Source organism: Allobosea vaviloviae (assembly GCF_001298265.1).
Taxonomy (GTDB): domain Bacteria; phylum Pseudomonadota; class Alphaproteobacteria; order Rhizobiales; family Beijerinckiaceae; genus Allobosea; species Allobosea vaviloviae_B.
The window spans coordinates 214,798-228,263 of the sequence record NZ_LGSZ01000047.1 but is presented as its reverse complement, the minus strand read 5'-3'; the positions used below and the strand labels follow the sequence as shown (position 1 = coordinate 228,263).

The following is a 13,466-nucleotide window of genomic DNA, read 5'->3' as shown; positions in this document are numbered from 1 at the left end:
GGTCCAGCGCTGTCGCGCCGGGATTTCTCTCGTATAGTGCGCCGGCGCGCAGAAGGCCAAGGGCCTGAGCGATCCGTGGGTATCGCGGGGATGCAAGGTCGGCGATGCCAGGTCAGGCGATGTGGATCGGGAGGATGCCGGGAACCGGCACCCTCATCGATGATTGAGACAACAGGTGCGGCGTGACCGGAGCCTTCGGCTGCGGTCCCCCGGACCGACACCGGCTTGCGCGTGCCGGCAGCGTGCAGGATTGATGGGCATGCCCGGTTGAGACGAGAGGAGACCGCATGCGCATCTTCGTGTTCCGCCCTCCGCCCGAGGCGCAGCGTACCGCCGCCGCGATCAGCGCGCATGGGCATGAAGCGATCGTGGCGCCGTTGTTTGCGGTCGCGCGCCTGCCGGCGTCGGCGCCCGAAGGGCCGTTTTCGGCCATCGTGCTGACCAGCGGCAACGCCGTGCCCGCGCTTGCCGACCTGCCGGCGGCATGCCGGGACCTGCCGGTCTTCACGGTGGGCGCGCGCACGGCCGCCAAGGTGCGCGAGGCCGGCTTCGCGGATGCGCGCAGCGCCGACGGCAACCGCGATGATCTGATCGGCCTGATCCGCACCAATCTCGCTGTTCCCGCTCGGCTCTTGCTGATCGTCGGGCGCGACCGGCACGAGGATGTGGGTGGCAGGCTGACGGAGGCGGGCTTCGAGGTTGCGCTCTGGGAGGCCTATGAGGCGCAGGCCCTGTCGGTCTTCCCGCCGGAGGCGCAGGAGGCTCTGCGCCAGGGCGGCGTCGACGGCGCCCTGCATTATTCGGCGCGCGGGGTGCGCACCTGCCTGGCTCTGGCGCGCGATGCCGGGCTCACCGAGGCGCTGCTGGACGTGACCCACGTCGCGCTCTCGGCGGATGTGGCGGCTCCGCTGATCTCGGCCGGCGCGAGCACCGTGCTGGTGGCGGAGTATCCCGAGGAGGCGGCGCTGCTGGCGGCGCTGGACCAAGTGTCCGCTCGCAATCGTCGCGATGCGGATGTTACAGAGGGCGCGGTCGCGCCCGATGGCGTCGAGACGGACAAGGATGCGATGAACGATCCCGAGACGCCGCTTGGCAATACCGACGACAAGCAAGGCAGCAAGGCGCGTCGCCGGTCGGGCCGGACCCCGCCGACAATCGAATTGACGGCCCGGGACGAGGCCTCGCCGGTCGTGGAGCCGTCCAGCCCGGCGACCGAATCGGGCGCGTCACCGGCCGGCGCGGAGGTTGCGCCCGAGGCTGTGCTGCCGACCGAGGCCTTGCCGCAGGAATTCAAGGGCACGACGGGGGCAGGGCCCCTTCCGGGCATGGAACCTGTGATGGGCGAGCAGCCGGCCCCCGCCGCGCCGCCGCCGCCCGAGTCCGCAAAATCGCGCCTGCCGGCGCTCGCTTTGGCTGGCCTCGTCGGCGGCGTGGTCGGTGCGGGTCTCGTCACGCTGGCGATGAGCCGCGCGACGCCTGCCGTCACGCCAGAACAGATCGCCGCGCTTCAGCGCCGCCTCGACACGCTGCAGAGCGCCGCGACCGACCTCGACCGCAAGACGGCGGCCGCAACCGACGCCGCTGCCAAGGCCGGAGCGACCGCGCAGGCTGCGGCGGCGCGCGCCAATGAGGTCGCAGGCGCGCGGGCGCCCGACGCAAGCGCGCTGGCCGGGCTGAATGCACAGGCGCAGCGCGCGGAAGCCGCCGCCAATGCCGTCGGCCAGCAGCTCGAACGCACCGCGGCCCGCATCGGCACGGTCGAAACCCTGGCGAAGGCCGCGGCTGCGCCGAGCCCGCAGGCGCTGGCCGCCGTGCGGATCGTGCTGGCCGAGCGCGTCCAGTCCGCGCTCGCCTCGGGCGCGCCCTTCGCCGGTGATGTCGCGGCGCTCGCCAAGGGCGGCGGCGCCCCCGAGCAACTCGCGGCGCTGAACGCGGTCGCGACATCGGGCGCGCCGACGAAGGATGCGCTGTTGTCGCAGTTGCGCACGCATCGGGCGATGTTCGCGCGCGAGCTCATGCCGGCCACGGCTGGCTGGCAGGATCGTCTGCTGGGGCTCGCCAGCCGCATCGTCAGCATCCGGCCGATCGGCGAGACCGGCGCCAGCGATCCCGCGACGCTGCCGATCCGGCTCGAAAACGCCATCGCCAAGGGCGACATCGTCGCGGCTGCTGCGCTTTGGGCGCAACTGCCCGAGCCGGCGCGACGCGCCAGCACCGATTTCGGCGCCGCCCTGCAGAAGCGCGCGGCGGCGGATGCGGCGATCTCGAAAATCGCGCAGGATGCAGTGGCCGCGCTCGGCGTGGCCGGCTGACGGAGGATAGAGGTTCATGGTTCGCGTACTGCTCTATCTCGCCGTCTTCGCCGCGCTCGCCGTTGGTGCGGTCTGGCTTGCCGACCGGCCGGGCGAGGTGTCCGTGCTCTGGCAGGGCTACAGGATCGAGACATCCGTCGCCATCGCCGCCATCGGCGTGGTCGTGCTCGCCATGCTGGCGATGCTGGCCTGGGGGCTGGTGCGTTTCGTCTTCGGCCTGCCGGGGGCCTTCAGCTTCGCCTCGCGTGCCAGGCGCCGGGCGCGCGGATTCGAGGCGGTCTCGCGCGGCATGGTCGCGATCGGCGCGGGCGATCCGATCGCCGCCGGCCGCCACGCCGTCGATGCGCGCCGCTTCGCCGGCGACGAGCCGCTGACCCTGCTGCTGGAGGCGCAGGCCGCCCAGCTTTCGGGTGATCGCGGGCGGGCGGAAGCCGCCTTCAAGACCATGCTCGACAAGCCGGAGACGCGGGTGCTTGGCCTGCGCGGGCTGTTCGTCGAGGCCAAGCGCCGCGGCGACATGGCCGCCGCGCGGGCCTTCGCCGACGATGCCGTGCGGCGCTCGCCCTCGCTCGCCTGGGCCAATGACGCGCTGCTCGATTTCTACACCAGCGCCGGCGACTGGCAGGCGGCCCGTACCGCCGTCGAGCGTCGCGCGGCGCTGCGTCTTGCCGACAAGGCCGATGCGAAGCGGCAGCGCGCCGTGCTGCTCGCGGCCGAGGCGCTGGAGGCACGCGGCAGCGAGCCCGAGAAGGCGCTGGCCGCCGCGCTGGAAGCGACCAAGCTCGCGCCCGGCCTGACGCCGGCGGCTGCTCTCGCGGGCCGGATGCTGGCCGAGCGCGGCGACGTCCGCAAGGCGGTCAAGCTGCTGGAAGCCGCCTGGAAAGAGGTCTCGCATCCCGATATCGCCGCGGCCTATCTCGATGTCCGGCCCGGCGACAGCGCGCAGGACCGGCTGGCGCGGGCGACGTCGCTGGCGAAGCTGCGCCCCTCCGACCCCGAAGGCGTGCTGGCGCTGGCAGGCGCCGCGATCCATGCCCGCGACTTCCAGAAGGCGCGCGATGTGCTCAAACCCCTGCTCGCCGGTGGCGCCTCGGTGCGTGCCTGCCTGCTGATGGCGGAGCTCGAGGAGGCCGAGCACGGGGCCGCCGGCCGCGTTCGCGAATGGCTGTCGCGGGCGACGCGCGCACCGCGCGACGCGGCCTGGGTCGCCGACGGGCTCGTCTCCGATACCTGGATGCCAGTCTCGCCGATTTCGGGCCGGCTCGACGCCTTCGTCTGGACGGTGCCGCCGGCGACGCTCGGCAGCCATGCGCCGGGGCTCGACGACGTTCTGGCGGATCTCGAGGATTCGACGCCGCTGATCGAGGCGAGGGCCGAGCCTGTCGCGCCCGAGGCCCCCGCCACGGCGGCAGTCGCGCCGCCTCCTGGTCCCCCTGCGCCGGCCCCGTCAGCGCCGGCCGCGGTCGTGGATCTGCCGAAGCAGGAGGCGCAGGTCGCGCCGGAGCCCATGCCTGCCGTCCCACCTGTGCCGGCCCCTGTCGCCGAGACAAAGCCGGAGCCGAAGAAGCCGCAGACCGAACCCGTTGCGGTGGCTGCCCTCGACGGGCGCCTCAAGCCGGTGATCTTCCCCGTCGCACATGCGCCCGACGATCCGGGCCCCGACGAGGTGCCCCCGGTCGACGACAAGAAGGGCAAGTTCCGGTTGTTCGGCTGAGGCGGGGCGCGAAAAGGCGTGCGGCTCACGGCTGCCCGGCCTATAGGCAACGTCATGACATCCGAGACAGCTTCCGACACGGTGCCGCCGGGCACTGGCGCCACCCTTCATGTCGCCGCCGAGCAGGCTGGCGAACGCCTCGACAAGGCGCTCGCCATGCTGGCGAGTGAGATCTCGCGGGCGCGGCTGCAGCAGGTCATCAAGGATGGTGGGGTGCGCCTCAACGGCGTCGTCGCCACCGACGGCAAGCGCAAGGTCGTCGAGGGCGACGAAATCGCGCTGGTCATCCCCGCCGCGAGGCCGCCCGATCCGGTGGGGCAGGATATCCCGCTCGATGTGGTCTATGAGGATGATTATCTCATCGTCATCGACAAACCGGCCGGGCTCGTCGTCCATCCCGCCGGCGGCCATGAGGACGGCACGTTGGTCAACGCGCTGATCGCCCATTGCGGCGAGAGCCTGTCAGGCATCGGCGGCGTGCGCCGGCCCGGCATTGTCCACCGGCTCGACAAGGATACGAGCGGGCTGCTCGTCGTCGCCAAGACCGACAAGGCGCATCAGGGCCTGGCCAAGCAGTTTGCAGACCATGGCCGCACCGGGCCGCTGCAACGGGCCTATCTCGCGATCGTCTGGGGCTTTCCGCGCCGCCCGCACGGTACGATCACCACGCAGATCGAGCGCTCGAACAAGAACCGCGAGAAGATGATGGTCGTCGGCGAGGAGCGCGGGCGCGAGGCGATCACGCATTTCACCGTGATCGAGCGCTATCCGCCATTGCTGAAGGGCACTGAAGAGACCGAGCCGCTGGCAAGCCTGGTCGAGTGCCGACTGGAAACAGGGCGCACCCACCAGATCCGCGTGCATATGAGCCATCTCGGCCATCCGCTGCTCGGCGACGCGCTCTACGGCTCGGGCTTTGCCACCAAGGCGAGCCGCCTGCCCGAGGCGGCGCGTGACGCGCTGACCGCGCTCGGACGTCAGGCGCTGCACGCCGCGGTGCTCGGCTTCGAGCATCCGGTCACCGGTGAGGAGCTGCTGTTTGAATCCGAACCGCCAGCCGAGTTTGCAAATCTGCAAGAAGCGCTCGCGAGGCTGTGAGCCGATCTGGCCTGCCTGCCCACTTTCCGCCAATCTGTCTTGGGATATACTGACTGTCGGATGCGGATGGCCAAGGGGGCGCCGCTAATGACCGGCCTGGCCCGAACCTATGAAGGGTTCCCGCGTTGGGTCTGGTCATGACATCCGAACCTGCGCGAAGGTTGATCGCGCGGTGGGTTTGCCGCGAAGCGGGAGCCCGACAAGGAGAACGAGCATGGCGAGTGCCTCGCTGCCCGTCCTGTCCGCCGAGGGTGGACTTTCACGTTATCTCGACGAGATTCGCAAGTTCCCGATGCTGGAACCGAATCAGGAATTCATGCTGGCCAAGCGCTGGCGGGAGCATGGCGACCGCGAGGCGGCTCACAAGCTCGTCACCTCGCATCTGCGGCTCGTCGCCAAGATCGCCATGGGCTATCGCGGCTACGGCCTGCCGATCGGCGAGGTCGTCTCCGAGGGCAATGTCGGCCTGATGCAGGCGGTCAAGCGCTTCGAGCCCGACAAGGGCTTCCGGCTCGCGACCTATGCGATGTGGTGGATCAAGGCCTCGATCCAGGAGTACATCCTGCGGTCGTGGTCGCTGGTGAAGATGGGCACCACCGCCAACCAGAAGAAGCTGTTCTTCAACCTGCGCAAGGCCAAGAGCAAGATCTCGGCGCTGGGCGAGGGCGATCTGCGCCCCGAGCAGGTCAAGGTGATCGCCACCAAGCTCGGCGTCAACGAGCAGGACGTGATCGACATGAACCGCCGCCTCGGCGGGGATTCATCGCTGAACACACCTTTGCGCGAGGACGGCGAGGGCGAATGGCAGGACTGGCTGGTCGACGACAGCGAAAGCCAGGAGCGCCGCCTCGCCGATTCCGAGGAAGCCGACAACCGCCATTCGGCGCTGCGCGAGGCGCTCGACGTGCTGAACCCGCGCGAGCGCCGCATCTTCGAGGCGCGCCGCCTCGCCGACGACCCGATCACGCTGGAGCAGCTCTCCGAGGAATTCGGCGTGTCGCGCGAACGAGTCCGCCAGATCGAGGTGCGTGCCTTCGAGAAGGTGCAGGACGCGGTCAAGAAGGCGCTGGTGCGGATTGAATCGCCGCGGGCGGCTTTGCCGGCGGCTTGACGGCTTCAGCTTCTGGTCGAGTTTAAGGGGCGCGGTTTCCGCGCCCCTTTTTCTTGGGCGTCCCGCCTGTGATGGTGGCAATCCGAAAGCGCGCCGTCATCCCGGGCGCAGCGCAGCGGAGACCCGGGATCCATTCCGGAACTTCTCCGATCGGCGTTCCGGAATGGATCCCGGATCGGCGCCGCTTCGCGGCTTGTCCGGGATGACGGTGGGGTTGTTGTTCCCGCCCTTCAATACAGCGCCGGCAGGGGTTGGAGCGGCAGGCGGATCGGGCCGAGATAGACGCGGCCCTCGCGCAGGACCACGGGCGGCAATGCGGTGAGGCCGGGCGCTGCACCGGGCAATTGCGCGCTCAGGCGGCCGCCGAGCAGGCCGCCGAGACCGGCCGCGATGCCGCCGACGGGGATGCCGGCAATCTGGCGGATTCCTGCCAGCGAGGCCTGGATCTGGCCGGCCGGGCGATGGGTCTGGTCGATCAGGAACTGGCCGGTCGCCTCGATGCGGGCCGGGCCTTTGATCGAGACCAGTTTGGTGAGTTCGATCTGCCCGGCGCCATTGCGCCAGGCTTCGAGCGCGTCGGGATTGAGCCCGATCCTGAAGGCTTGGGTCTGCGTCAGCGTCGCCTGGATGTCGACGTCGCCAGGCTCTGTCGTGCCCATCAGTGCATCGAGCGCAGGCAGGACCGAGCCCTTGGCGGCGATGGCGAGATCGACGGCCTGGTCGGCCGCCGGCCGCGTCGGGTTGCGGCGCAGATGCGCCTCCAGCGAGGTTGCCCGCCAGGTCTCGGGGCTGAGCCCCGGTGCGGTGAGGCTGGCGTTGGGGTCGGCGACCACCAGCGAAAGCCGCTCAGGGTCGCCGGCATTGTGGGTCAGGCTGGCCTCAAGGCGCGACCAGGCGAGGTCGAGCTTGCGGCCTTCGGGCAGCGTCGCCTGCAGCGGGCCGGTGATCTGCGCGATGACGAGGTTGGGCGTGTAGATCTGGCCGACCGCCAGTGCCGGGCCGGTCTGGACACGAACGGCCTCGCCCCAGCGCGCCGAGGACAGCGAGAGCGCACCGCAGCGCAGTTCGACCCGGAAGGGGAAGCCACCGACGCTACGGTTCGTGCAGTCCCAGCTGCGGCCGAGCCCTGCCTCCTTGGCCAGCGCCGTATCGACGGCGTCGATGACGCGGCCGCGCACGACGAACCAGAAACCGGTCCAGGCGGCGGCGACCAGGGCGAGCGCGATGAAGGGGGCATAGAGCCAGGCACGGCTGCTGCGGCGTCTGGGGGCGATATCGGTCATGCGGTGGCGGTCCATTGCGCTGATGCAGGGAGATTGTTAGCTCCCGCCTGGGACGGACGCCAGCCGACCGTTTCGGGCAGCAACGGGTATCAAGCAGGCCGACAGGGCCAAATTATGGGATGCGCGAGGGATGAGCCACGCAAAGACATCCGAGTTCGGCGCATCGGAGATCTGGGTCTTCGGCTATGGATCGCTGATCTGGCGGCCGGGTTTCGATTTCGAGGAGAGCGTGCCTGCGCGCCTGCACGGCTATCACCGCTCGCTGTGCATCTTCTCGCATGTGCATCGCGGCACGCCGGAGCGGCCCGGCCTCGTCCTCGGCCTGGATCGCGGCGGCGTCTGCCGGGGGCTGGCCTTCCGCGTCGCGGCGGATCGTGCGCAGGAGACGGTGGAGTACCTGCGGGCCCGCGAGCAGGCGACGGCGGTCTATCTCGAACGCCACATGCCGGTGCGTCTGGAAGATGGCCGCAACGTCAAGGCGCTGGTCTATGTCGCCGACCGCCGGCACCTGCAATATGCCGGGCGCCTGCCGCGCGAACAGCAGCTCGAACTGGTGCGCCATGGCCGCGGTAGCTCGGGCGAAAATCCCGATTATGTCCTGCTGACCGACGAATCCCTGCGCAAGATGGGCATCTTCGATCCCGTCCTGGCGGGGCTTGCACAGGCGCTGGCGCCGGGTGCAGCGCCGCGCCCGAAGCTTTAACGCCCTCGCGACGGCTTGGCCGTCATTGCGAGCGTAGCGAAGCAATCCAGGGGCCGTCGGGCCCTGCGGCCCTGGATTGCTTCGCTGCGCTCGCAATGACGATGAGGCCGGAGCAACCAAGCATACCGGGCTCACACCTCGGGCATCAGGTCGAGCAGCGCGGCTCGGCGGCTGATGCCGTCTTCGGCCAGGAGATGGACGTGGATCTCGCTGGCGCCGGCCGCTGCGACCGATTGCTGCCAGCGGGTCAGCGCGGCCTCGATGCCGAAGGGGCCGCTGTCGCGCGCCGCCAGGATGCGCCGGTCGGCCGAGACCGCCAGCAGCACGGCGTCGGTGAAGCCGAGCGCGTGTCCGTCGCCGATCGCGAAGATCGAGGCGACATAGCGTTGGCCGGAGCGGCCGCGCCAGGCGGTGAAGCGACGCTCGCTCAGCCCAGCGCTGCTGCGCATCGGGATTTCGCGCGCCGTCGGCGCTTCATCCTGCTCGGCAAAGAGGTCCTCTGCAAAGCGTCCCTGTGAGATGGGGGCCTGCGCGAAGAGATCGTTCTGGCGCAGATCGTGGTGGCGATAAGCGAGGGCAGCCATATCGTTCCTCCTTTGTTCTGAAAACAAAATGAGAACGAACGGGCTTCAAGTCAAGGTCCGCAGGTAGCTCTCTGAGCGGCGGGGATCAGGCCTGCTGCCGCGATGTGTCAGGAGTGTTGGCCAGCGGGTCGAGACCGAGCTGGGCGAGTTCGGCGCGGCCCTGGGCCAGCAACCGGTCGCTGGTGGTCTCGATGCGCTCCTGCAACAGGGCTTGGAACGCCACCTTGTCCAGTCCGGGCGCAATCGGCGGCAGGATTTCGAGGCGGATCGTGCCGGGCCTGCGCAGGAATTTGCGGCGCGGCCAGTACAGTCCGGAATTCAGTGCGATCGGAAGGCAGGGTAGTTTCAATTCGCCATAGAGATGGGCGACGCCGAACTTGTAAGCCGGCGGCGCTCCGGCCGGGCGGCGGGTGCCCTCCGGGAAGATCAGGAGCTGGCGGTGGTTGTCGCGCAGTTCGATCTTGGCGCGGCGCGTGACCTGGGCGAGCGCACGCGCCTTGCCGCCGCGATCGACCGGGATCATCCGGAACTTGTAGAGGCACCAGCCGAAGAACGGGATCCGCATCAGTTCGCGCTTCAGGATGAAGATCGGATCTTTGAAAAGCGTCATCAGCACGAAGGTTTCCCAGAAGGACTGGTGCTTCGCCGCGACGATGATGCCGCCCTGGGGAATGTTCTCGCGCCCGTGGATCTCGTATGTCGTCCCGGCGACCACCCGCATCAACCAGAGCGCGGTCGTGGCCCAGCCGACGGTGACCGCAAGCAGGGCCCGGCGCGGCAGCAGCAGCGCGGGAAACGCCGCCAGCACCAGCCAGAGGGCCAGGTTCACATAGAACAGGATGTTGAAGACGAGCGAGCGCAGGATCAGCATGGCGCGCAAAGACCTCGCCGGCCCGCCGCCGTCAAGCGCGGAGCACGGTGTCAGCCGTCGTGGCGGCCGTTTTTCAACTGGCTGCGTCTTTCCTGCTCCGGCCCCATCAGCTCCGCGGGCTTCTGCGAAACCGGCTTGCGGCCGCCGATGATGATCGAAAGCCGGGAGGTTTCCGGGTCGCTCTCGACCATGCTGCGCAAGCGGGCTGCGAGATATTTGCCGTATTCGGGCACGAGGACCCTGATCGTGCTCCAGCGGCTCCACCAGCCGCTGGTGTCGATCTGGTCCGTCACCACCGGATGAGGCACGAGCCGCACGCCGGGCATGGCATGGGCGAATTCGGCGATGACGCGCGGCATATGATAGTTCGAGGTCACGACGAGCAGCGAGCGGAAGCTGTGCTTGCGCAGCCAGCGGCGCGCCTCGATGGCGTTGCCGATGGTGTTGCGGGCGCGATAGTCGAGATCGACGCAGCAGGCGAGGAGCTCGCGTGCCGAGGGGTTGAGCTTGGCCAGCTCCTCGCGGCCGGTCTTTTCGTTGACACCCGATATGAGCAGGCGCGAACCGCGATCGGCTCCGAGCAGGCCTATCGCGTCACCGACACGCTGCGAACCGCCGGTGACAACGACGATCGCGTCGGTGCGGGGCACGGCGACCGGCTCGCGCCCGACGATGCCCGAGGCGAAGCGGACATAGCCGAGACACAGCACGATCGCAGCGGCGCCGGGCAGGAGCAGCATGGCCCACATGACGGCGCGCCAGACATTCGGGCGTGGGCGTGGAGCAACCGTCGCCGAAGCGACGGGCGTCGATATCTTGCCGCGCGCGGCATAGGCCACTTGCTCGTGCCTCGTTCCGATCATCGCCATGACATCCGCAGCCTAGAGCGGCAATCTGGCATAAGAACGGCAGGGCATGGGGCTGCCCTGCCTGAAAGCGTCAGCCGCTGCCGTGCGTGCCGGGTCATGCCGCCCCCCAGGCCAGCACGCGCAGATGATGCCTGACGGTGAAGCGCGAGACGAGCCCTGAGATGGCGGCCACCACCATCGCCACCAGAATGACCGCGATATAGCCGGACCAGCCGATTTCGAAGGCCCCGAACATCGCCTGGAGCTGCTCGGCTTCGGGTGCGGCGCTCCAGCGCGAGGACAGGAAGCCCATGATGGCGATGACGGAAATCGCGGCGAGCCCGCCGATGGCTCCGCCCCTGAGGCCGAGCCTGACGAAGCGGTTCTGGAATTCGCGCGCGATGAAAGCATCATCCGCACCGACGAGATGCAGGACCTCGACGCTGTCGCGGCTGCCGGCCATGGCGCCGCGCGTGGCGAAGGCGACGGCGAGCGCGGCTGCCGCCAGCACGAGCAGCACGATTGCGGCGCCGGACAGGATGATGGTGCTCGCCATGGTCGATAGCCTGCGGACCCAGAGGCGGTGATCGTCGAGGATCGCGGTCGGAACCTCGCGCCGCAGCGCCGCACTCAGGGCAGCAAGATCCGGGCCGGACCCTGATCTGAGCCTCAGCACGATCAGCCGGGGCACCGGCAGTTCGACGAGATCGAGCCCGGTGCCGAGCCAGGGTTCGAGCAGCTTGTCCGATTCGGCCCGCGGCACGGCGCGTACGCTGTCGACGCCCTGCGTGGCCTGAGCCATCGTCACGGCGCGGGCGATATCGGCCTCGATGTCGCGGCGGGAATCGGGTCGGATCTGGATCGTCATTTCGTTGGAGACCGCGCCGCGCCACTGCTCGGAGGCGCGGGCGGCGAGCACGGCGGCGCCCGCGCTCAGTGCCGCGAGGAAGGTCAGGATCGCGATCACCGCCATCAGCGCCCGTCCGGCCACCGTATCGACCGGGACCAGCGGCTGCTCGCGCCGCAGATTGCTCGGCAGCGCCCGCTCTGGCGGCTCGTATTCGAGGTCGCCCGATCCTGGATCCGACATGGCGTCCTGATTCGACATGGCGTCAGGAATCGACATGGAGATGGCCGTCGGCGAGGACGAGGCGCGGCGCGTCGTAGAGCTCCATCAGGCCAAGATCATGGGTTGCGATGATGACGGCAGTGCCGAGCGACTGCAGCTCCATGAACAGGCGCAGCAGCCGGCGGCCAAGGCCTGGATCGACATTGCCGGTCGGCTCGTCGGCCAGCAGCAATTCGGGGCGGCCGATCAGGGCGCGTGCGATCGCGGCGCGCTGCTTCTCGCCGCCCGACAGCACGGGCGGCACGGCATGCATGCGCTCGCCCAGGCCGACCCAGCGCAGGAGCTCGACGACCTCCGCCCGGTAGCTCGCCTCCTCCTTGCCGAGCACGCGCAGCGGCAGCGAAACATTCTCGTAGACGGTCAGGTGATCGAGCAGGCGGAAATCCTGGAAGACCACTCCCATGCGGCGGCGAAAGGCCGTCAGCGTCGCCGCGTCCAGCCGCGAGACGTCCTGCCCGAACAGGTTGACGAGGCCGCGCGTCGGCTTCAGCGCCATCAGGATGAGGCGCATCAGGGTCGTCTTGCCGGCGCCGGACGGCCCGGTGAGATACTGGAACGAGCGCGGCTCGATGCTGAAGTTGATGTCCTTCAGCACCTCCGGGCCCATGCCATATCGCAGGCCGACATTTTCGAACCGAACCAATCTCGATGTCCCTGCGCGTGCACCTCGCGAATCCGAAGGATCCGCGAATCTCAAGCCTCCGATCCTACACCTCTTGCGCCGCCGATCGGAAAGCCGGCGCATGCGGAGCATGGTGCAGAGTTCTTCACGGGGCGTTAACCATAAACCACGCCAATGAAGCAGGCCTCCACGGCAGCGGGCGTCGGCACCTGAACCGGCTGCCGGCTCGGTGAGGGCTCAAGCCACGATGCCCGCTCATGCGGGGCCTTCCACAACGCCAAAGGAGCCTGCGGCGACCGCCATGCTCATCGTCTGCCCATCCTGTGCCAGCCGATATGAACTCGATGCGGCCAAGCTCGGTCCCGACGGCCGCAAGGTCCGTTGCGCGAGCTGCCAGACGCTGTGGCATGTCATGCCCGAGGCCTTTCCGGACGCTCCGACCGCCGAAGAGACGCAGGCGCTGTTGAACGAAGAGCTCGCGCAGGCGGCTGCGATCGAGGCGGAGGTCTCGGCCGTCGCGGCCGAGAAGGGCGACGACATCGAGATCGACGCGGCGCCCGCCCCCGCGCCACGCAAGCAGGGAACCGGCCGTTCCGGCCGCAAGCCCTCTTTGAAAGGCGCAAAGACGCGTCTCGCCGGCGCCGCCATCCCCGCCATGCTGGGGCTCGCCGGGTTTGCCTTGCTCGGCCTCCTGGTCTGGCAGCGCGAACGCGCCGTGCGCAGCGCGCCGCAACTTGCCTCGGTTTTTGAGGCGGTCGGGCTTCCGGTGAACGTCCGCGGCCTGAAGCTGGGCGCGATCGAGAGCGGCCTGATCGAGGACAGCGGCGGCCGCTTCCTCGTGGTCGAGGGGGATGTGACCAACATCGCCCGCGTCAATACGGCGGTGCCGCCGATCGAGGTCTCGGTGAAGGATGGCGCCGGGCAGACGCTCTACAGCTGGAAGACCGACCCGCCGCGCGCCGAGCTGGAACCATCCGAGCTGATGCGCTTCAGGGCCAGGCTCGCGGCGCCGCCCGCGACCGGTCAGACCGTGCTGGTGCGCTTTGCCGCATCGGGGGCGGTCGGCGCCGCCGGCACGCATTGATGCTTTTCGCCTGACGCTGACATGCCCTTTCGGCGTGAAGGCCTATCCAGTTCCCGTCAAGCGCTCTAAATCTGCTGACAGGGCGAACCCGCCAATGAACCGCACCA

General features: G+C 69.2%; 12 protein-coding genes. 6 read left to right on the top strand and 6 right to left on the bottom strand.

Annotated features, from left to right (window positions below; translation table 11 throughout):
- Positions 1 to 287 precede the first annotated feature (287 nt).
- The 4 genes from AE618_RS16025 (at position 288) to rpoH (ending at position 6,235) form a co-directional block, all read left to right on the top strand.
- Positions 288 to 2,312, top strand: coding sequence for a uroporphyrinogen-III synthase (locus AE618_RS16025; RefSeq protein ID WP_054210051.1), 2,025 nt, complete (start codon positions 288 to 290; stop codon positions 2,310 to 2,312).
- 16 nt (positions 2,313 to 2,328) lie between these two features.
- Positions 2,329 to 4,026, top strand: coding sequence for a heme biosynthesis protein HemY (locus AE618_RS16020; protein ID WP_054210050.1), 1,698 nt, complete (start codon positions 2,329 to 2,331; stop codon positions 4,024 to 4,026).
- A gap of 54 nt (positions 4,027 to 4,080) precedes the next feature.
- Positions 4,081 to 5,124 (top strand): RluA family pseudouridine synthase, encoded by a 1,044-nt coding sequence (locus AE618_RS16015; protein WP_054210049.1) that lies wholly within the window; start codon positions 4,081 to 4,083, stop codon positions 5,122 to 5,124.
- 214 nt (positions 5,125 to 5,338) lie between these two features.
- Positions 5,339 to 6,235: an RNA polymerase sigma factor RpoH gene (gene rpoH, locus AE618_RS16010; protein ID WP_054210048.1), complete on the top strand. Its 897-nt coding sequence runs from the start codon at positions 5,339 to 5,341 to the stop codon at positions 6,233 to 6,235.
- A 230-nt stretch (positions 6,236 to 6,465) separates the two neighbouring features.
- On the opposite strand, the gene AE618_RS16005 is transcribed toward rpoH, so the two are convergent.
- Positions 6,466 to 7,518 (bottom strand): DUF2125 domain-containing protein, encoded by a 1,053-nt coding sequence (locus tag AE618_RS16005; RefSeq protein WP_197280803.1) that lies wholly within the window; start codon positions 7,516 to 7,518, stop codon positions 6,466 to 6,468.
- Between the two features lie 130 nt (positions 7,519 to 7,648).
- Between AE618_RS16005 and AE618_RS16000 the strand changes: the two genes are divergently transcribed.
- A complete protein-coding gene (locus AE618_RS16000) occupies positions 7,649 to 8,221 on the top strand; it encodes a gamma-glutamylcyclotransferase (RefSeq protein WP_054210046.1) in 573 nt (190 codons plus the stop codon).
- Positions 8,222 to 8,352: 131 nt separating this feature from the next.
- Here the strand turns inward: AE618_RS16000 and AE618_RS15995 are convergent, their stop codons facing one another.
- The 5 genes from AE618_RS15995 to ftsE form a co-directional block, all read right to left on the bottom strand.
- On the bottom strand, positions 8,353 to 8,805 hold the full coding sequence (locus AE618_RS15995) for a hypothetical protein (protein ID WP_054210045.1): 453 nt from the start codon (positions 8,803 to 8,805) through the stop codon (positions 8,353 to 8,355).
- A gap of 85 nt (positions 8,806 to 8,890) precedes the next feature.
- Positions 8,891 to 9,676: a lysophospholipid acyltransferase family protein gene (locus AE618_RS15990; RefSeq protein ID WP_054210044.1), complete on the bottom strand. Its 786-nt coding sequence runs from the start codon at positions 9,674 to 9,676 to the stop codon at positions 8,891 to 8,893.
- A 50-nt stretch (positions 9,677 to 9,726) separates the two neighbouring features.
- Positions 9,727 to 10,545, bottom strand: coding sequence for a YdcF family protein (locus AE618_RS15985; protein ID WP_156330304.1), 819 nt, complete (start codon positions 10,543 to 10,545; stop codon positions 9,727 to 9,729).
- A gap of 94 nt (positions 10,546 to 10,639) precedes the next feature.
- Positions 10,640 to 11,650 carry a cell division protein FtsX gene (locus tag AE618_RS15980; RefSeq protein WP_248310897.1) on the bottom strand — a complete coding sequence of 337 codons (1,011 nt, stop codon included), beginning with the start codon at positions 11,648 to 11,650 and terminating at the stop codon, positions 10,640 to 10,642.
- On the bottom strand, positions 11,637 to 12,296 hold the full coding sequence (ftsE, locus tag AE618_RS15975; protein WP_282568518.1) for a cell division ATP-binding protein FtsE: 660 nt from the start codon (positions 12,294 to 12,296) through the stop codon (positions 11,637 to 11,639). Before ftsE ends, AE618_RS15980 begins: the two co-directional genes overlap by 14 nt.
- 280 nt (positions 12,297 to 12,576) lie before the next feature.
- Here ftsE and AE618_RS15970 point away from each other — a divergent pair, with 280 nt between their 5' ends.
- The gene (locus tag AE618_RS15970) at positions 12,577 to 13,359 is read left to right on the top strand and encodes a zinc-ribbon domain-containing protein (RefSeq protein ID WP_054210042.1); all 783 of its coding nucleotides are present in this window, start codon (positions 12,577 to 12,579) and stop codon (positions 13,357 to 13,359) included.
- Positions 13,360 to 13,466 lie beyond the last annotated feature (107 nt).